Consider the following 18466-nt stretch of genomic DNA (forward strand, 5'->3'; position numbering starts at 1 on the left):
AGGCGGCGGATGCGCGGGCACCGGCTGCTCGTCACGGGACCGAGCGGAGCGGGCAGCACGACACTGGGGCGCGCGCTCGCGACCCTGTGGGCGGTACCCCACGCGGACGTGGACGACTACCTCTGGCTGCCGACCGCCCCGCCCTACACCCACAAGCGCCCCGTCGAGGAACGCCTCGCGCTGATGCACGCCCTGTTCGTGCCCCGCGCCGCCTGGGTGCTGTCCGGATCGCTGCGGGGCTGGGGCGACGGCGTCATCGCACGGGCCGACGGCGTCGTCTTCCTGACCATCGACGCGGACACCCGCATGGACCGCCTCAAACGCCGCGAGTACGTCCGGTACGGCGACAGCATCGAGAACGGCGGCGCCCATGAGACGGCCCACCACGACTTCATGCGCTGGGCGCGGGGCTACGAGGACACCGAGGTCCCCGGCCGCCGGACCAAGGACGAGCACTGGCTGGCGCGGCTGACCTGCCCGGTGCTGCGGCTCGACAGCACCCGGCCGCTGGACCTGCTGGTCAAGACGGTGACCGACTGGTGCGGCGAGGAAGTGGCGGCGGGCGGCCACCGGCCGTGACCGGCTCCGCGCGCCTCACGGTCCGGTGCGCCATGGAGCTCGTCACGGCCGGGCGCGCCGAAGCCCTCGAAGGCCGCGGCCTCAACACCTCCTACCGGCTCGCCGTGGGCGGCCGGACGTTCTCCGTGAAGGTGCACTGCGCCGAGCGCTCCTCGGACGCGGAGTTCCGGCGCATCCGGTGTGTGGACGCGGCGCTGCGCGGCACGGCCTGGTACCCGCCGGTGGGCGACATCGGGTTCCACGCGGCGGAGCGGCCCCGCCTGGTGGTGGTACGGCCGTACGCCCCGGGGGAGCCCTCGGACGACGCGCGGCGGCACATCGCCCAGGTCGTCGAGGTGCTCGCGGACCTGGCGGCACGGGCCGGCTCGGTGACGGCCGGAGAGGACCTGGTCGGTGACTACGCCTCGCCGTGGCTGTCCGGCGCGGAGGGCGAACGCGCGCTCGTGGCCCCGCTCCTGACCGGCGAGTGGCGGCCCCTCGCCCGGGCCATGGACGACCACCTGGACGAGTCGCGGGCCGCCGCCTCCCGGCTGACGCGCCCGGACGGCCTGGTGGTCCACCACGGCGACCTGCACGGCCGGAACCTGATCGGCGGCGGTTCGCGGCCGCTGACCGTGATCGACTGGGACGAGGCCGGTCTCTCCCGCCGGCCGGCCGACGCGGGCAAGGCGCTGTGGCTCTCCTGCCGCCTCGGCCGCGGTGACTTCGTGCTGGACCCGCGGGCGCTCCGCCGCTTCCTCACACTCTCGCACGCGCGTCTGGGCGTGCCGTACGCGAGCGCCGGCGATCTGGCGCGGCTCGGCGCCCTCTGGTTCCTGCCGAGGCACGGCCATGTGACCCTGCTCGGGCGGCGCGACACGGGCCTGGGCCCGTGGTACCTGGACTGGGTCGCGCGCTTCTGGGCCCGGTACCGGCGGAACACGGACCTGATCGCCGCGACGGCGGCGGCGCTCGGCGCCTGAGCGGGCCGGGGCCGCCGCGACGGCTCGTGCCGCGCCCGGGGCCTCACCTCCGTACGGCGTCCCGGAACCCGTCCGCCAGCTTCGCCAGGTCGGAGGCGCCGCCCACGGAGCAGCGCAGCACGGGAAGTTCCGCGAGGTGCTCCAGGAAGGCGTCGATCGACGGGGGTTCGGCGCGGCGCCGGGTGGGGACGTCCAGCCAGTCCTCGCCGTAGAGGTTGTCGTCGAGGGAGAAGCAGTTCCTCCTGATCACCTCGGCGGCGTGGCCGGGCGACGAGGGTTCCAGGGCGTAGCCCGCCATGAGGTCGACCCTGGGCAGGAGCACCCCGGCGAGCGGGGCGTTCGGCACGACGCGTACGCCGAGGTACCGGTTGACCTCCTGGGAGCTCAGCTTGAGCTTGTCCTCGCCGTGGAAGCGGTCCCAGTCCGATCCCGGGGGCGGGAAGCCCGCGCGTACGGACCAGCTCGCGAAGTCGGTGACGCCCATGACGTCGAGGGAGCCCTTGTTGACGGCGAGGGGCAGCGGGCAGGCCGTCACCCGGTAGCCCCGGTGACCCTCCGGCCGCCGGTCCAGGTGCATGCGGTCGTTGCCCATCCAGCCGGAGGAGGGCAGCAGCCGGGCCAGCGCGACGGCCGTGGTGGACTTGCCCGCCCCCGAGTCGCCGATCACCAGGTAGGCGCCGCCGTCGTGGACGAACGCCGACGAGTGCAGGACCAGGGAGCCCTCGGCCTTGGCGATCCGGGTGGCCACGTCGCGGACGATCCGGGTCAGCCACCGGTCGCCCAGCACCGACCGGGGGCGTACGAGGGTGAGGCGCCGCCGGGTGCGTATCAGCGCGGCCACCTCGTCGGAGTTCACGTCCCTCAGGGTGAAGACCGTCCAGGTGTCGCCGTCGAAGCGCGGCAGCCGGTAGTGCCGGGTGAGTTCGTAGGTACCCCGCTCGCCGGAGGCGGCCGCCTCGTCGAGCAGCTCCTGGATCCCGGCGGGACCGAGGGTCGTGTCGACCACGGTGAGGTCGGGCCCGGCCTCGTCGGCGGTCTCGGTCACGCCCAGCATCCCCGGTGGCCAGAAGGTCTCCGACACCAGGGCACCGGCCCCCGCGGAGGTGGTGACGATCCGCAGCGGCTGGTCGCGGACCAGCAGGTACCGGACGGTCGCCCCGGCGGGGTCGCCGCCGGCGAGTTCGTGCACGCGCATGAGGGCTCCAGACTCCGGACGGCGTGGTCCGGTGTGCTCCGGTGGGGTCAGAACAGGGGGCAGGTCCGCGCGGTGCCGCGGCGGAAGACCGTCCAGGTGCGGAAGCCGATGTCACCGAGGACCTTGACCACTTCCGGGTACTGGTCGCAGACGCGTTCGGGCACGTGCGCGTCGGAGGCGAAGGTGATCGGGACCCGGAAGTGGTGGGCGCGTTCGAGAAGGTCCGACTCGGGGTACCAGCCGCCGCACATCTTCGTGCCGCCCGAGGTGTTGATCTCCATCACGGCGCCGGAGTCCCGGATCGCGCGCAGCATCTCGTCGGCCGCGGCCGGTGCGGGGACGGCCCCCAGCTTCGGGTGGTTGCCCTTCAGCGCGTCCACGTGCCCCATGACGTGGAAGAGCCGGGACCGGGCGCACTCGGCCACCGCCCGGAAGTAGCGCCCCTTGACGGCCGCGAGGTCGTCGTCCGCGACGGTCTCCCAGCGCCTGGCGTCGAAGATGTCCCGGCCCTCGAACATGTGGACCGACCCGATGACGTAGTCCAGCGGATACCGGCTCAGGGCCTCGGTGTACGGGTCCATGCGGCCGCCGAAGAAGTCGGCCTCGGTGGAGACGAGGATCTCGATGCTGTGCGCGAACTCCTCCTTCAGCGCCAGGGCTTCGGCGATGTAGGAGGGGAACTCGGACTTCGGCATCGCTACCCGTGGCAGCGCGTGGTCCTCCTCGGCCGCGAACATCGGCGTGTGGTCGGAGAGCCCCAGGACCTTGACGCCCTTGTCCAGGGCCGCCGTGACGTAGTCGCGCAGCGAGCCGGTGGCGTGCCCGCAGCGGCTGTGGTGCGTATGAAGATCGATCATGATGTCATACCGCCAGGTACCCTCCGTCGACCGGCAGGTCGGCGCCGGTGATGAAGCTCGCCTCGGACGAGAGCAGGAACGCGATCGGCGCCGCGACCTCGGCCGGGTCCGCGAACCGCCCGAGCAGGAACTTGCCGCCGTGTTCCGGGGCGGCCTCGGCCGCCGCCCGGTCGAGCCCGAGCACCTCGCGGTGGTACCGCTCGTTGCCCGCGTTCCACACCGTCCCGGGACTCACCGAGTTGACCCGGATGCCCCGAGGAGCCAGCTCCTCGGCGGCGCACCGGGTGAAGCCCAGCACGGCGGCCTTGCTGGTGTTGTACGTCAGGTAGCCGCTCTGGGCGATGTGCGCCGAGATGGAGGCCATGTTCACGATCGCGGCGCCGGCGGCGCGCTCCGGGAGCCCGGCGGTGAACTCCCGGACGACCAGGGAGAGGCCGACGAGGGTGGGGTCCAGGGCGGCGTGCCATTCCTCGGGGGTCGCCTCCAGGCCCTTGAAGACGAAGCCCGCGGCGAGGTTGACCAGCAGCGTCGGCCTCGGCCAGCCGTCCGGGAGGCCCGCGAAGGCCGCCGCCACCGCCGCGCCGTCCGTCACGTCGCCCACGGCCAGCCGCGCCTCGTGGCCCCGCGCCCGCCAGGCGTCCACCGCGGCCCGCCCGTGCTCGGCGCTCTTGTCGTAGACCAGGACGCGGCAGCCCTCGGCGCACAGCCGTTCGGCGACCGCGGCGCCGATCCCCTGGGCGCCGCCGGTGACCACCGCCGTGCGCCCGGCGAGTCCGTTCACGTCCCCAGCCCCTTTCCGGTGGCGGCCCAGCGCAGCACGCGGTCGAGGGCCGCGGCACGGGGCAGGTTCTCGGTCGCGCCGTGCGGGGACACCGTCTCCCCGGAGTCCTCGGCGAGGTTGTGGTCGGCGGCCAGCGCCGCCACCTCCGCCGGGGACACCCCGCGGTCGGCCAGTGACCGGCCGAAGGCGGTGCCGCCCACGTCCTCACCGTCGGCGGCGGTGAAGTACCGCCAGGCCTGGAACATCCCCTCCAGGTGCCCCGCCGACAGGTGGACGGCGTTGCGGCCCTCGGAGAGGGCGGTCCCGTGCTCGCGGGCCAGGGCGCCCAGGGCGCCGCGCAGCGACTCCCGGGGTGCGCCGACGGGGTCGAGCGGCCCCAGGAGCCCGCCGCGCAGCTCGTCGATCTCGCGGAGGCTGTGGCATTCCAGGAGGCCCACCAGGGTGCCGGGGGCGGCGTATCCCGCGGCCAGGGAGGGCAGGAACCCGTTGAGGACCGTGGCCGGGCGCCCGTTCAGCTCGGTCACCGAGGCGTACGAGCCGGAGCCCAGCTTGCGGATGCCCGCCGTCCGGCAGCGCTCGTCCAGGGCGGCCGGGGACAGGCCCGCCTCGCGGGTCATCGCCTCGTACGCGCCGACCGCGCCGCCGGTGCCGGACGTGGCCAGGAGCGCCCCGAGTTCCTCGCGGGCGCCGGAGCACAGTGCCCGGGAGCCGTCCGCGGCGACCCGGTGCAGGCGCGGGTAGTGCAGGAGCAGGTACCCGCGCCCGGCGAAGTCCGCGGCCGGCACCACGGCACCGCGCAGGACGTCCACCTCCCCCCGGCCCAGCACCCGGACCGCCTCCGCCAGGGCGTCGGCCGCGTGGTCGGCGGTCATGACCTCGGGCTTGACCAGCACCACGACGTGGCTGCCGGCCCGGGGCGCCGGCGCGGGACCGGTGTCCGCGCGCAGGCCCGTGGCGCGCGCCCGGGCGACGAGGGCCCGTGCCCCGTCCTCGGTCACCACAGGGTGATCCCCCGCTCGATCAGCTCGACCGTCAGCTCACCGGAGCCCGCGACCGTGGCCTCCACCAGGGCTTTCAGGTCGGGCTCGGCCGCGTCGGGGGTCGTCACCACGACCTCGTCCGGGCGCTCCAGCGGCGCCTCCTTGGAGGTGAAGATGTGCACCTGCGCCGGTCCGCCGAACCGCTCGTGCACCTGCCGGGCGAGCCGCGTGGCCATGACGTTGTAGATCTTGCCGGTGTGGTCCAGCGGGTTCTTGCCCGCGGGCGCCTCGATGCTCATCGGGCGCATGGGCGTGATGAGTCCGTTGACGCGGTTGCCACGGCCGACGACGCCCACGTCACCGGTGTCCGCGACGGAGCCGAGGGCGGTGAGGTAGGGGCGCCCGTTGCGGTCGGTGGCGTTCATCAGCATGCGGAAGTCCCGGATGCCGAACGAGCCGACGAGCTCCTCCAGCTCCTTCCGGACCACCGCCTTGCGGGCCAGGTAGTGGTCCATCGACTCGATGTGGCCCGCGAGGAAGGGCATGTTGACGACCAGGCTGAAGGCGTCACGCCGCCTGCTGCCGAACACCTTGACGTCCCAGCCGGTGTCCGTGTGCCGCCGTTTGAAGGCGGGACCGTTGATGTGGCGCTCCAGGCCCAGCACCGCGTTCTCCAGACGGGACAGCGGGGCGTAGCCGTGCAGCAGGTTGGTGTCGTTGGAGACGAGCCCGCCGGACCGCAGCGGGACGAGGTCCTTCGGGGCGGCGGGCTGGTACCTGGACCGGCCGCGGCCCGAGCCCTGGTGGTCCACCACGCCCAGTTCGACGACCAGGTGGCGGGCGGCGTCGAATCCGGTGGTGACCTCCGCCAGCACGCCCGCGGCGGCGTGGAACATCAGGTCCCGCACCGGGATCTCCGTGGCGCCGACCCGGAAGGCCGCCTTGCCGAAGACCCTCACCCGGTACGGGGAGGTGAGCTCGCCCCGCCCGTACCCGGTGTCCGCCCCGCCGCCGTACAGCGTCACCTTGTCGAACCAGTGGTGGGCGACACCACCGAACTCTTTCAGGCAGTGGAGGGAGTAGTAGCGGGACATGCGCTCCGCCATGGCGTCGCACATGGTGTCCGGGTGACCGACCCCCTTGCGCTCGACCAGCTCGTAGGGCAGGTCCTCGACCGAGGGGGCGTCCCGTTGTATCGACAGCATCGGCCGTCTCTCCGTTCGGTGGGCGAGGTGCGGTGGGCGGCGCTCGACGGGTGGAGTCCGGTGGGCGGCGGGGTCAGGAGGCGAAGCCCAGGAACGCGGCCCGCGCCTCGGATTCGGGCAGGCCGCGCGGCGGGCTCTTGAAGAGCAGCGGGGACGGGGCGTCCACCTTGCCGGACAGGCCGCGGTCGGCGGCCGTCTTCGCGGCCCGTACGGCGTTGGCGATGACACCGGCCGCGTTCGGGCTGTCCTCCACGGTGAGTTTGATGTCGATCCGCACCTCGGAACCCAGCACGGACTTCGCCCTGACGTTGGCGAAGCACACCTTGCTGTCACCGAGGTGCCCGATGAAGCCGGTGGGACCGGCCACCCCGTCGACGTCGGTCATGCCCGCCGCCCGCAGCGCGTTGGCCTTCGAGGTGAACTTGGAGGCCGAGCGGCCGGCGTCCGCCAGGTTCAGGAAGTCCGTGTTGCCGCCCACGTTGAGCTGGTAAGTGCTCGTCAGCTCCAGGCCGCGGCTGAGCATCAGCTCGATGAGGGCGGTGTGCAGGCAGGTGGCTCCGAGGTGGCTGCGCAGGTCGTCACCGAGGAGGACGACCCCCGCGTCCGCGAACCTGCGGCTGACGTCCTCGTCCCGGGCCAGTTCCTCGGGTGTGCAGTTCACGACGGCCGCGCCGGCGGCGAGGGCGGCGTCCGCGAACATGCGGACGGCCCGGGAGGCACCCGTGGGCAGGGCGATGACCAGGACGTCCACGTCGTGCTCGACGAGGGCCTTGGCCACGTCCTCCGGGGTGGCGTCGCGCGCGGCGGTGGCGGCCTGCACGACCGAGCCGAGCGGCCCGGTGAGACCGTCGAGGACGGGCGCCGGCAGGACCGGGGCGTTCCGGTCGCCGCCCAGCTCGGTGAAGGCCGTCGCGGCGATGGCGGGCGCCGTGAACGCCTCGGCCAGGGGCCGCCCGACCTTCGCCGCGTCCACGTCGAACGCCGCCACGACCCGTACGTCCGCGAGCCGGTAGCCACCCACCGTGTGGCACATCAGGCCCGGAAGCCGGGTGTCGGGGTCCGCCTGGGCCAGGGCGGCGAACTGGGTGAAGCTCCACGCGCAGTTCCCCGCGCCGGCGAGCGCGACACGTATCGCTGTCATGACAGATGGCTCCTTCTTCTCGGCGGACACCCACTACTCGGGGAGCACGCGCGGCACCTCAGGGCTTCCACGGCCGGGGCACCCGGCGGGCGAGGTTCTCGTGGGTCCCGGCCCAGCGGCGGATCGAGCGGAACAGCAACTGCGCGGTGTCCGCCACCCGGTCGGTGACGTCGAACGGCTCCGTCACCGACAGATAGCCCTGGTACGCGCGGAACGCGGTGACCCGGAGGAGCTGCGCCCGGTCCAGGTGTTCCTCGGCGAACGGCAGGTAGAAGCGGTTCCACTGCCGGGGCGTCACATAGGGGAGGCGGTCCAGCGGGGGCACACCGTGCTCGGCGCGCCAGGAGTTGAGGGCGCGCAGGATGGTGTCGAACGCCTCGTCCACCCGCTGGGCCCGGTCACCGCGCCCCAGGACCGTCAGCCTCCGGCCGGCCGGCGGTCCGGCGGCGATCAGCCGTGTCACATGGCCGGCCACGTCGTCGGTGCTGACCATGTCCAGCAGCGCCTTCTGCTCCGCGACCAGGGCGGGGACGGCGCCGGAGCACAGTGAGGAGGGCAGCCAGAAGAAACCGCTGTAGCGGTCCAGCGCGCCGTCCGCCCTGGCCCCCATCACGATGGGGAAGCGGACGATGTCGGCGCTGTCCCGCTCGGCGTGCACCAGGCGCTCGGCCGCGGCCTTGGACCACTCGTAGGAGTTGCGGTACGCGTCCGGGGAGTGCGAGGTGATGTCCCCCTTGAGACCCGTGACATAGGAGGAGGACAGGTGGACCAGATGGGTTCCGGGGCCGGCCAGGGACAGCACGGCGCGCAGCGGGGCGACGTTCGCCTCCTCGGCCTCCTCGTCGGGCAGGTTCCAGCGGGTGTCGGCCGCACAGTGGATCACCGCGTCCCACCGGCCGCGCAGCCCGGGCGGCGGCTCCTCCCGACCGGCCCGCCAGGCGTACTGCCGCGGCCCGTCCCCACCGCGCCGGCTCGCGCCGTACACCCGGTGGCCCGCGGCGTCGAGCGCGCGCCCGACGGCGCTGCCCACGGCGCCGGTGGCGCCGGTCACGAGGATGCGGGCCGGCGCCGTCACGGGACCGCCGTGATCCGCCGCTCGATGGCGCTGAGCATGTGCTCGGAGTTCTCTCGCAGCGCCTTGGTCGCCACGGGGTTGAGCATGTCGGCCAGGAGCGGGATGCCGATCTCGAAGTCGACCGAGAAGACGACCACCGAGGTGCCGTCCCCGCGGTCCTCGACCCGCCAGTACCCCCTGAACTCGTCGAGGTCGCCGGAGACCTGAGTGAAGGTCATGACACGCCTGTCCTCGTCGAGTTCGTCCTCCTCCACCCATTCCAGAACGGACCCCTTGAGCAGCACCGACCACTCGCTGGTGCGGGTGCCGGACTCCGTCTCCCCGAGCACGGTCACCGACTCGACGTTCTCCATGTACGCGGCGTAGTCCTCCAGCCGGGTGACGGCCGCCCAGGCGTCGGCCACCGGGGCCTTGATCGGCAGTTTGACCTCGACATGGGGCATGGCTGTGTGTCTCCTCAAAGCGCTCGGTGGGCCCGGGCGGCTGCGGCTCAGCCGGCCGGGTCGAAGCTGATCTCACGCCCCGTGCAGAAGGCGCCGACCGCCTCGTCGCAGGTCAGGAGCGACGGCGGATGGTGGTGGACGGCGAGTGAGTCGACCAGGAGGTGCGCGGCCCGCTGCCCGCGCCCGTAGAGGCGGCTGCCGATGACCGGGGTGACGGCGCCCAGCACCCGGTCGCGGGTGTCGCTGAGCGAGGCGCGCAGCCCCACCGCCGCCGCCAGCGCCGCCCGCCCGGCGATCGCGCCCGACGTGACGTCCGCGGCGAGCTGACGGCAGGCGCCGCCGAGCGTCAGCAGTTCCCGGGTGGCGCGGCCGAGCAGGGCGGTCCGCGGCCCGTACGCGCCCGCCCCGGTCACCTGACGGTACGCCTCGTCCAGCAGCGCGCCGAGGACGCCGTGGTAAGTGGCGCTCAGCAGCACCGCGAACCACACCATGCCGGAGACGACGTTGTCGTCGATGACGTCCGCGGGCCCGCGATGGAAGACGAGCCGGTCGTCCAGCTCCACGTCGCGCAGCACCAGCCGGGCGGTGTCGGAACCGGTCATGCCGAGCGAGGGCCATTCGCCCTCGACGGTGAGACCCGGGGACGACCGGGGGCACAGGGCGAGGATCGTCTCGTCCGTCCCGGCGACGCGGGCCGTCAGGCACACCAGGGTGGCCGTCGTGGCGAGCGAGCAGGGGTACTTCGTCCCCGTGACCCGGTATCCCTTGGTGGTCGGTACGGCCTCGGAGCGGCTGCTCATGAAGTTGGGGCTGCCGCCCGGCTCGGCGAACGCGGACGCGACCAGGGCGCCGGTGCGGGCGATGCCTTCGAGCAGCATCCAGCTGGTGTCCCGGTGCCGCTGCCAGTAGTCGGCCATCAGCCCCACGGTGAAGGCGTGCATGTTCAGGGCGACGGCGGCGGACGGGTCGGCCGTGCCCAACGCGCGCTGTGCGGCGGCCACTTCGGCGAGGCTCGCGCCCGCGCCGCCGAACTCCTCGGGGACCGGCAGCGCCGCGTAGCCGCCGGCGGCGAGCTCGCGGACGCGCTCGGCGCCGGTGGTGCCCTCGCGGGCGGGCGCGGGCCTCCAGGCCGTGCTCCAGCCGGCGTCGAGCAGCACCCGGTGCGGGGCCTCGTCGTCGCCGGGGTGCCGGGCTCCGTCCATGGCGGCCGTGGTCATGCCTCTCCCTTCCGGGCCGGTCGGTGAAGACGACGGAACGGGTGCCCGCGGGGACCGGTACCGGACGACCCTAGGCCGATCGGGCGGCCGAATCAGCGAGCGTTTCTTTGTGCGGAACACCGGATCGTCCCGGGTACGCGCGCCGGGAGAGGACCGGCCGCTCTCACAGCTCCAGCAGGGCGAGGAGCTCCGTCAGATCGGGGCCGGAGGGATCCACGCGCACGGTGTCCCAGCCGAGCGCGGCGGCCGGCGCGATATCGATCTCCTCGGAGTCGCCGACCATCACACGCCGCTCGAAGTCGCCTTCGGCGATCAGCCGGAAGGCGCGGGGGTCGGGCTTCTTCGGCCCGCCGTCCGCGGTGAACAGCGTCCGGTCGTACACCTCGGGCACCTTCAGTTCGCGCATCAGCCGCCGCATCAGATCGCCCGGCAGATAGCAGTTGGACATCACCCGGACGGTGTGCCCGGCGGCGGCGGTCCGGCGCATCGCGTCCGCCGCCGGCTCGCACAGCGCGTACCGGCCGGGATCCGCACAGCCGAGCGCGTGCCACAGCGCCCTCTCCAGGTCCGCCTTGTCCCGGGGCTCGCTCCGCTCCCGCAGGGCCGCGTCCAGCAGACCCATCGTCGGAGGCTGGAGCGCGGACCGGTCCGACATCGCCGCGAACACGGCGGTGAAGACCGTGTGCACGACCTCGCCCGCGCACCGCCGGTCCAGCGCCAGTACGTCGGCCAGGCAGGCGGTGAACGTCTCGGGGCCCGGCAGCGGCCCGGACAGGACGAGCGTGTCGAAGCAGTCGAAGACCACGGCGGCGGGCATGGCTGTCCCTCTCTGACGTCGTACGGTCGCCGCCGGGCGGGTCGCCGGACGGCGCGCGGTGGAGCCCGGCCGTTTCAGGACCAGGAGAGCTTGCGGTGCTCGGCACGGAAGAAGAACAGGGTCACAGCGGTGAGGCCCGCGGCGAAGGCGCACAGCACCCCGGCCGGGAGCAGGACCGCGCCCACCCCGCCGCCGTCGAGGATGACGGCCGAGAAGCCGCGCATCGCCCAGTAGCTGGGCACGCCGGGTGCCAGCGGGCGGGCCCAGTCCGGCAGCGCGGACCGCGGGGTCAGCGCGCCGCCGAGCCCGGCGAACAGCAGGGCGAGGAGGTTGGCGAAGACGCTGAGCTGGGCGATCGTGCGGCACAGCGCCACCAGCGCCATGCCCACCATGACCACGCACAGCGCGAGCGGCACGCCCACCAGGACCAGGGCCGCGTACGAGCCGGTGACCCGCAGCCCGAACAGGAGCCCGCCCGCGGCGAAGACCACGGCGAGCTGGACCACCGCGACCACCAGCGGCACCACCAGCCGTCCGGCCACCAGCTCGAACGGCCGCGCGGGTCCGGCCCGCAGCCGGTCCCAGGTGTGCCAGCCGTGCTCCCGGAACATCGCGAAGCCCACGATGTTCACGAGGAAGAACAGGAACATCACCGCCATGCCGGGCACGCCCTGCTCGGCGCCGGTGGCGCCGCGCACGTCGTCGGCCCGCAGCGCCGCGCGGAACAGCGGCTGCATGAAGCTCATGAGGAGCAGCGGCATCACCGTACGCACGATCAGCGGCGAGGGATCGCGCACCAGGAGCCTGCCGTCCTGCCGGACCAGCGCGGCGATCCGGCCCAGCGCACCGTCACCCATGGCGTCCCGCCTCGATGCTCCGTTCCCCGGTCGGCACCGGGCCGTCGCCGGAGCCCCCGGCCCCCACGTCCGCTTCCGGGGCCCGCCCGTCCCGCGCCGGGCCCGCCGTGTCCGGTCCGTCCGTGTACCGGCGCCCGGTCAGGCGCAGGAACACGGTCTCCAGACCGGGCTGTACGACCCGCAGGTTGACCAGCCGTCGCGCCGACTCACCCAGGGCCGCCAGCACATGAGGCACCGCCGAATGGGGCCGCTCGACGCGGACGCGCAGCACACCCGCCTCGTGGGCCACCGGCCAGGGGAGGCGCAGCGCGGGCGGGGCGCCGGAGAAGTCCAGCTCCACGGCGCTGTCCCCGTGGCTGCGCACCAGCTCCCTGAGCGTGCCGCGCGCGATCACACGACCGTGGTCCAGGATGGCCACGCTCGCGTCGAGCGCCTCGACCTCGGCGAGGTAGTGCGTGGAGTAGCAGACGGCCGTCCCCGCGGCGGCCAGCTCCCGGACGAACGCGAGGAGCCGGGCCCGGGTCTCCACGTCCACGCCCGCGGTGGGCTCGTCGAGCAGGAGCAGCCTCGGCCGGTGCAGCAGGGCCATCGCGGTGTGCACACGCCGCTGTTCGCCTCCGGAGAGCCGGGCGACCCGGCGGTCGAGGAGAGCGGTCAGGCCCAGCGGCTCGGCGACCTCCCCGGTACGCAGCCGGACGTCGCGACCGCGCAGGCCGGCCAGCTCCGCGAAGAACGCGAGGTTCTGACGCACGGTCAATGGCGGGTAGACGCCCAGTTCCTGCGGCGCCAGGCCCAGTTCGCGGCGGGCCCGGCGCGGGTCGCGGACGGGGGAGACGCCCCGTACCTCGATCTCCCCGGCGTCCGGCCGCAGGAGCCCCGCCACCAGGGACATCAGCGTGGTCTTACCCGCCCCGTTGTGCCCGAGCAGGCCCACGATCTCGCCGTCCGCGATCCCGAGGGACACGTCCTCCAGAGCCGTCGTGCGGCCGTAGCGCTTGGTGACTCCGCGCAGGGCCAGCGCCGGCACCCCACACGGCGCCGGATCAGTCGGCACGGCGCGTCCAGGCGTCCGGGAGCAGGTCGGGCAGGCCCACGCGGTGCAGCAGGGGCTGCCAGGTGCGGGCCAGTTTGAAGCCCTTCATCAGACCGGTCCCGGACCGCACGTCGGGCAGCGGCTCGCCGTAGCCCAGGAGGGCCTCGGTGTCCCGCAGGTGGCCGCGGAGGCGCTCCAGCCACTCCTCGCCGCGCGCGCCCACGGCCTCCCGGCCCTCCGCGGCGAGGAGCAGACCCGCCTCGGCCTCCTCGGCCGGGACCCCGGCGAAGGGGTCGAAGCCGGCCTCGTCGCGCCCGTAGACCAGTTCGCCCTCGGTGCGCAGCCCGCGGACGGACAGGGAGAACTGCACCAGGTCGTAGGCCATCAGGACCGCCACCTCGGTCTGCCCCGCGCCGACGGCGCCCTCGACGTCCTCCAGGCGGGCCCGGCAGCCGAGCAGCAGACGGGCCGCGCCGTGGGCACGGAAGGCGAGCAACCGGCGCAGGTCCGCCGGGGGCGCCTCCGCGCCCGCCGCCGCCTGAGTGCCGAGGGGCGTCATGCCGGCACCTCCGGGTCGGGGGGCGCGACACCGAGCCACAGCATGTCGTGTACGAACAGGCGCAGGAGATCGTCCGGCGGAGAGGTCCCGGCCGGGCCCGACCAGACGACCGCGTCGCCGCCCTCGGGCGGCAGGTCCCGCCTCGGGACCTCCAGGGCGCGCAACTGCCAGCGGTCCACGACCGTACGGTCGTCCAGCACGGTCGCCCCGATCCCGGTGGACCAGCGCAGGACCGCGTGCAGGGGCGCCGCGTCACCGATCAGGCGCTCGACGGCGGCCAGCCGGTGCGCGACGTGCTCACGGGGCGCGAGCGGAGGCGCCAGCGCGTCGCGGAGCAGGGCCAGGCCCTCGGTGTCCCCGAGCGCCTTGAGCTTCTCGCCCACCCACTTCGCCGCGAAGTACAGCTCCCCGGCCGCCGCGGCCCGCGCGCTGAGCGCGGCGACCACGGCCTCCCGGGCGCGGACCGCCGCCGCCAGGGGCCTGGCGCCGAGCAGCCAGCGCGCGGCCTGCGCGAGCCGGTGCGCCTCCACCGTCCACCACTGCTCCACCGCCTCCGCCAGCCACGGGCCGCGCAGGCGCGCGTGCCAGTCGTCCCACGGCGGCGAGGCGGTCAACGGCAGCCCGAGCGCCAGCCGGTTCGCGGTGTTGAGGGCACGGCGCCGGTGGTTCCACGCGCCCTCGGTGACCGTGGCGAACCCGGGCCAGGGCCCGGCGGCCAGCCCGGCCGTGCTGTCGCGGACCGCGCTCGCCCGGCGGATGTTCACGTCGATCAGCGTGCCGTGTTCGTGGGACTGGACGGGGAAGCGGGTGAGCCTGTCGTTCTCCACGAGGACGAGCAGGTCGAGATCGCTGCGGTGGTTGCCGAAACCGGCGAGCACCGACCCGGCGGCCACCGCGAGCGCCGGCGCGCCCACGCCCTGGTCGGCCTCCGCGCGCACCGCTTCCCGGCTGATCCCGCGCTGCTCCAAGAACCTGTCGAGACGCTCCTCCAGGGTGCGGGAATCCGGGAACGCGCCGGCACTGACTGACCTGGTCTCCATGCGGTCGGTGCACCTTTCGGACGCGGAGGGCGACGGTGCGGCGGGCGCTCCCCGGGGGCCCGCGCCGCGACGCTCTCCGGGCCCCTTCGGTGCCGCCGCCGGCCGAGCCTCTCAAGCGCCGCCGCCCGGGACCAACGGGCGTTCCGGCAGCCGGAACGCGACTTCCCCCCAGGGCGGCCGGGGGACTACAAGTTGACCGGACCCCTTGACGACTCGTACGAACCGCGGCCCGGGAGGGCGCGGGACCGGACCACCGGACGAGGACGAGGAGAGGACGGCCCCGCATGGCCGCGACCGCAAGGCACGGGACCGCCCGGAGCGTGTTCGACGCCACGCGCCGGCACTTCTCGTCCCAACTGGCCCTCGTCTACGGCATGAACGGCTCCGGCGCGATCGAGATGAGCGGCGAGGGCGCCCGCGTGCGGCTCTCCGACGGCCGCAGCGCCCTCGACTTCGGCAGCTACGCGGTGACCCTGCTCGGACAGCGCCACCCCGCCGTCGTCGCCGCGGTACGCCGGGAGCTGGAGACGATGCCGGTGTCCACCCGCGTCCTGGGCAACCGCGCGACCGCCGACCTCGCGGGTGCCCTGGCGGCCTGGACCGACCAGGGCCGGCTGACGAAGGTGTGGCTGGGCCTGAACGGCTGCGACGCCGTCGAGGCGGCGCTCAAACTGGCACGCCTCGCCACCGGCCGCACCCGGGTCCTCGCCGTCGAGGGCGCCTACCACGGCAAGTCGCTCGGCGCCCTCGCGGCGACCTGGAACGCGCGCTACCGCCGCTCGCTCGAACCGCTGCTCGGCGGCGTCACCCACATCGCCGCGGACGCCTCCGCGGTACCCGGCGCCTTCGAGGACGGCGACGTGGCCGCCGTCCTCGTCGAACCCGTACAGGGCGAAGGCGGCGTACGACCGCTCGACCCCGGGTTCCTGCGGGCCCTCGCGGACGCCGCCCACCGGCACGGCGCCTTCCTGATAGCCGACGAGATCCAGACCGGACTGCGCAGATGCGGCCCCCGGACGGTCAGCACCGACGCCGGGCTACGCCCCGACGCCGTGCTGCTCGGCAAGGCCCTGGGCGGCGGTGTGCAACCGGTGTCGGCCGTCGTGGCCACGCCGGAGCTGTACGCGCCGCTGGACGCCGACCCGTTCGCGCACACCACGACCTTCTCCGGGCATCCGCTGGGCGCGGCCGCCGGCGTCGCCGCGCTCGCGGCGGTCGAGGAACTCGCACCGCGCGGCGAGAAGCTGGCGGAGCTGTTCTCCTCCGGCCTCGCGGACCTCGCCCGGCGCCACCCCACCCTGATCACGGAGGTACGCGGCCGGGGACTGCTGTGGGGCCTGGAGTTCGCCACCCCCGCCGTGGCCGGGGACGTCCTGACGGAACTCGGGCGCCAGGGGCTCGTGGTCTCCCCGTGCCTGGGGCGGCCGGAGGCGCTCCGGCTGCTCCCGCCCCTGGTCGCCACGGACGAGGAGGCCGAGGAGGCGCTCGCCGTCCTGGACACCGTCTGTACCGCGGTGCCCGACGAGTTCCGCCCGCCGGCCCCGGCGACGCCATGAGCCGGGCCTGGGGCCCACCCGGCCCGGGGGAGACCGCGGGACCGCGCGCACCGGGGAGCACCGCCGTGCCGGGCACCGGGGCACACGGTCAGCGCGACGTCCAGTACGGCTACCACCGGGAGCTGTTCCCCGCGCTGCACGACTGGGAGCGCACCGAGCGGTCCATCGTCGGGTTCACCGGGGAAGAGGGGCCGTCCGGCCTGCTCGGCCTCGACCAGATGGGCCACTTCGGACCGCAGGGCTGCGACCTGGTCGCCGACGCCGTCGTCACCGCGCTCGGTCCCGGCCGGTCCACCGTGGACCTGTGCGAGCTGGGCAGCGGCTTCGGCGGCGCGCTGCGTTACACGGTGGACCGGCTCGCTACGCGCGGGGTCACCGTACGCCGTGCGTTCGGCGTCGACCTCGTCGCCGAGCACTGCGCGGTCAGCCGCCGCATCAGCCGCGCGCAAGGACGGGAGGCGGTGACGGAGCTCTGCGCCTCCGCCACGGCCGTTCCCCTGGCGGACGCCGCACTCGACGTCGTGGTGGTGACGGGATCGATGCCGCACTTCCCCCGGCCCGGCGACGTCCTGCGCGAGGCCGGGCGGTTGCTGCGCCCCGGCGGCCTGCTGGTCCTCACCGAGGAGGTCGGCTTGAGGCCCGGCGACGAAGAGCCGTCCGCCGCGTTCCGCGCGACCCATCCGCCCGAGGTCTTCTTCACCACCTCCCTCACCGACCGCATGCGCCAGTTCGCCCACGCGGGCTTCGCCGACGTGGAGCGGCGTGACCTGACGGAATGGGCCGTGGAACTGCTCGCCGAGCGGCTCAAGGTGGTACGGATCTTCCGCGGCAGTGTCGCCGGGATCTACGGGACCGAATCGACGGACCTCATCCGGGACACCCTCATGGCGGCCCGTGAGGAGTACCTCGCGGGGCGGTCGCTGCCCACCCTGTTCACGGCGCGGCGGAGCGGGCGCGGCGCGGCGTCCGCCGCACCGGCGACCGGCCCGCGCCGTGCCCACCGGGCGGCGGATTCCTGAGGTTCACCGGACGAGCGCCGGCTCGGGGGTCCTCTGGAGCGCACGGGAGACGGCGGCGCACGCGGAACGCAGGTGCGAGGCGGCCTTGACCACCTGTAACCGGCTCTGCGGACCGGCGACGGCCAGCGCTCCCACGGCCGTGTTCGACGCCGTCAGCACCGGCGCCGCGATGCCGACGGCCCCGGTCGCGCCACGGACGGCCACGAACCCCTGGTGCTGCGCCTGGGCGGCTTCCTCGTCCGTCACCCGCGCACCCCGGGAGGGGAAGGTCGCGCACGCGCCGAACGCGTGGAAGACCCTGGTGGCGGCCTGGGCCGAGGCCCGGGTCTCCTGCTCGGCGCCGGCACCGTACGCGCGGCGCACCGCGTCGACCAGTGCGGCGTCGGGGCCGAGGGCGTCGGAAATGAAGACGAAAGCGCTTCCGCGTGTGAGGTGGTGCAGTTGTTCGGCGTAGGGAAAGGCCAGACAGCGGAGTTCGAGCTGCCGGGGAACTCGTGCGCCGATCATGAATAAGGAGATGCCGAGCCTCAGCCCTTTCTCGCCGCGCTCCAGCATGCCTTCCATGACGAGTTCCGTGATGATCCGGTGAGCGGTCGCTTTGGGCATGTCGGCCCTGCGGGCTATTTCGGAGAGCGGGAGCTCGGATTCGCCTGGCCGAAAGCAGCGGAGAATGCTCAGGCCGCGCGCGAGCATGGAGCGGGAGCGCTTCTGGACGGACAAGGGCCATTCCTCCGAGGAGTCCGGGGGAGGAGCGGCGCGGAACGTACGGCGTCGCCCCTCGGACAGGCGTCAGCATCCACGGGGATCGCCCTGTTGACGTGCTGAGACGGAGCACTGCGGTCCGTGCGTGCCTCGGGAGCGGGCATGGCGCGGGCCACTCGGTCCGCGCCGTATCCCCCGTTCACTACCAGCGTGGTCAGGGCCGGACGACCAGACAGGAATCCGGCGCTGCCGGAGCCTGGTAGCCGGAGGTCGTACAGAAAACAAACTGTAGCAGTGCGGACATCGTATGAATGGATTTCGGCGCAGCGATTCTGGTCATTCTGCGAGCGATCAATAGGAACGCGGTCCGAAGATTCCTCACCGTCAGCCCAGGGTGTTGATCCGGTGCGGGAGCGGCCGTGCACGGCACCGCGGTCTTCGGCCCGGC

General features: G+C 74.0%; 19 protein-coding genes. 4 read left to right on the forward strand and 15 right to left on the reverse strand.

Annotation, left to right across the window (positions count from 1 at the left end; translation table 11 throughout):
- The first annotated feature begins 9 nt into the window (after window positions 1-9).
- Both LUZ64_RS28865 and LUZ64_RS28870 read left to right on the forward strand, forming a co-directional pair.
- The gene (locus LUZ64_RS28865; RefSeq protein WP_095578508.1) at window positions 10-579 is read left to right on the forward strand and encodes an AAA family ATPase; all 570 of its coding nucleotides are present in this window, start codon (window positions 10-12) and stop codon (window positions 577-579) included.
- Entirely contained in the window at window positions 576-1541 is a 966-nt protein-coding gene (locus LUZ64_RS28870) for a phosphotransferase (RefSeq protein ID WP_095578509.1), read from the forward strand. The genes LUZ64_RS28865 and LUZ64_RS28870 overlap by 4 nt, the downstream gene beginning before the upstream one ends.
- A gap of 43 nt (window positions 1542-1584) precedes the next feature.
- On the opposite strand, the gene LUZ64_RS28875 is transcribed toward LUZ64_RS28870, so the two are convergent.
- From LUZ64_RS28875 to LUZ64_RS28940, 14 genes are all read right to left on the reverse strand, one after another.
- Window positions 1585-2736 (reverse strand): hypothetical protein, encoded by a 1152-nt coding sequence (locus LUZ64_RS28875; protein ID WP_095578510.1) that lies wholly within the window; start codon window positions 2734-2736, stop codon window positions 1585-1587.
- A gap of 47 nt (window positions 2737-2783) precedes the next feature.
- The gene (locus LUZ64_RS28880; RefSeq protein WP_095578511.1) at window positions 2784-3593 is read right to left on the reverse strand and encodes a histidinol-phosphatase; all 810 of its coding nucleotides are present in this window, start codon (window positions 3591-3593) and stop codon (window positions 2784-2786) included.
- Window positions 3594-3597: 4 nt separating this feature from the next.
- Window positions 3598-4374, reverse strand: a complete 777-nt coding sequence (locus LUZ64_RS28885; RefSeq protein WP_170116631.1) for an SDR family NAD(P)-dependent oxidoreductase — start codon at window positions 4372-4374, stop codon at window positions 3598-3600.
- Window positions 4371-5375: a hypothetical protein gene (locus tag LUZ64_RS28890; protein WP_095578513.1), complete on the reverse strand. Its 1005-nt coding sequence runs from the start codon at window positions 5373-5375 to the stop codon at window positions 4371-4373. The genes LUZ64_RS28885 and LUZ64_RS28890 overlap by 4 nt, the downstream gene beginning before the upstream one ends.
- On the reverse strand, window positions 5369-6559 hold the full coding sequence (locus LUZ64_RS28895) for a methionine adenosyltransferase (RefSeq protein ID WP_095578514.1): 1191 nt from the start codon (window positions 6557-6559) through the stop codon (window positions 5369-5371). Before LUZ64_RS28895 ends, LUZ64_RS28890 begins: the two co-directional genes overlap by 7 nt.
- Before the next feature lie 73 nt (window positions 6560-6632).
- Window positions 6633-7700 carry an inositol-3-phosphate synthase gene (locus LUZ64_RS28900; protein WP_095578515.1) on the reverse strand — a complete coding sequence of 356 codons (1068 nt, stop codon included), beginning with the start codon at window positions 7698-7700 and terminating at the stop codon, window positions 6633-6635.
- A 58-nt stretch (window positions 7701-7758) separates the two neighbouring features.
- Window positions 7759-8775, reverse strand: coding sequence for an NAD-dependent epimerase/dehydratase family protein (locus LUZ64_RS28905; RefSeq protein WP_095578516.1), 1017 nt, complete (start codon window positions 8773-8775; stop codon window positions 7759-7761).
- Window positions 8772-9218 (reverse strand): type II toxin-antitoxin system RatA family toxin, encoded by a 447-nt coding sequence (locus LUZ64_RS28910; protein ID WP_095578517.1) that lies wholly within the window; start codon window positions 9216-9218, stop codon window positions 8772-8774. The genes LUZ64_RS28905 and LUZ64_RS28910 overlap by 4 nt, the downstream gene beginning before the upstream one ends.
- A 47-nt stretch (window positions 9219-9265) precedes the next feature.
- Window positions 9266-10435 carry an acyl-CoA dehydrogenase family protein gene (locus LUZ64_RS28915; protein WP_095578518.1) on the reverse strand — a complete coding sequence of 390 codons (1170 nt, stop codon included), beginning with the start codon at window positions 10433-10435 and terminating at the stop codon, window positions 9266-9268.
- A gap of 163 nt (window positions 10436-10598) precedes the next feature.
- Window positions 10599-11252, reverse strand: coding sequence for an HAD family hydrolase (locus LUZ64_RS28920; protein WP_095578519.1), 654 nt, complete (start codon window positions 11250-11252; stop codon window positions 10599-10601).
- 74 nt (window positions 11253-11326) lie between these two features.
- A complete protein-coding gene (locus LUZ64_RS28925) occupies window positions 11327-12109 on the reverse strand; it encodes an ABC transporter permease (protein WP_095578520.1) in 783 nt (260 codons plus the stop codon).
- On the reverse strand, window positions 12102-13163 hold the full coding sequence (locus LUZ64_RS28930; protein ID WP_095578521.1) for an ABC transporter ATP-binding protein: 1062 nt from the start codon (window positions 13161-13163) through the stop codon (window positions 12102-12104). Before LUZ64_RS28930 ends, LUZ64_RS28925 begins: the two co-directional genes overlap by 8 nt.
- A complete protein-coding gene (locus LUZ64_RS28935; protein WP_232398941.1) occupies window positions 13153-13701 on the reverse strand; it encodes a hypothetical protein in 549 nt (182 codons plus the stop codon). The genes LUZ64_RS28930 and LUZ64_RS28935 overlap by 11 nt, the downstream gene beginning before the upstream one ends.
- Entirely contained in the window at window positions 13698-14741 is a 1044-nt protein-coding gene (locus tag LUZ64_RS28940) for a hypothetical protein (RefSeq protein ID WP_095578522.1), read from the reverse strand. Before LUZ64_RS28940 ends, LUZ64_RS28935 begins: the two co-directional genes overlap by 4 nt.
- A 284-nt stretch (window positions 14742-15025) precedes the next feature.
- Here LUZ64_RS28940 and LUZ64_RS28945 point away from each other — a divergent pair, with 284 nt between their 5' ends.
- Both LUZ64_RS28945 and LUZ64_RS28950 read left to right on the forward strand, forming a co-directional pair.
- Window positions 15026-16297: an aspartate aminotransferase family protein gene (locus LUZ64_RS28945; RefSeq protein WP_095578523.1), complete on the forward strand. Its 1272-nt coding sequence runs from the start codon at window positions 15026-15028 to the stop codon at window positions 16295-16297.
- Window positions 16298-16362: 65 nt separating this feature from the next.
- On the forward strand, window positions 16363-17316 hold the full coding sequence (locus tag LUZ64_RS28950) for a class I SAM-dependent methyltransferase (RefSeq protein WP_232398943.1): 954 nt from the start codon (window positions 16363-16365) through the stop codon (window positions 17314-17316).
- A 3-nt stretch (window positions 17317-17319) separates the two neighbouring features.
- Here the strand turns inward: LUZ64_RS28950 and LUZ64_RS28955 are convergent, their stop codons facing one another.
- Window positions 17320-18009 carry an IclR family transcriptional regulator gene (locus LUZ64_RS28955; protein WP_095578531.1) on the reverse strand — a complete coding sequence of 230 codons (690 nt, stop codon included), beginning with the start codon at window positions 18007-18009 and terminating at the stop codon, window positions 17320-17322.
- Window positions 18010-18466: the final 457 nt, after the last annotated feature.

The organism is Streptomyces albireticuli (assembly GCF_021228125.1).
GTDB classification, from domain to species: Bacteria; Actinomycetota; Actinomycetes; order Streptomycetales; family Streptomycetaceae; genus Streptomyces; species Streptomyces albireticuli.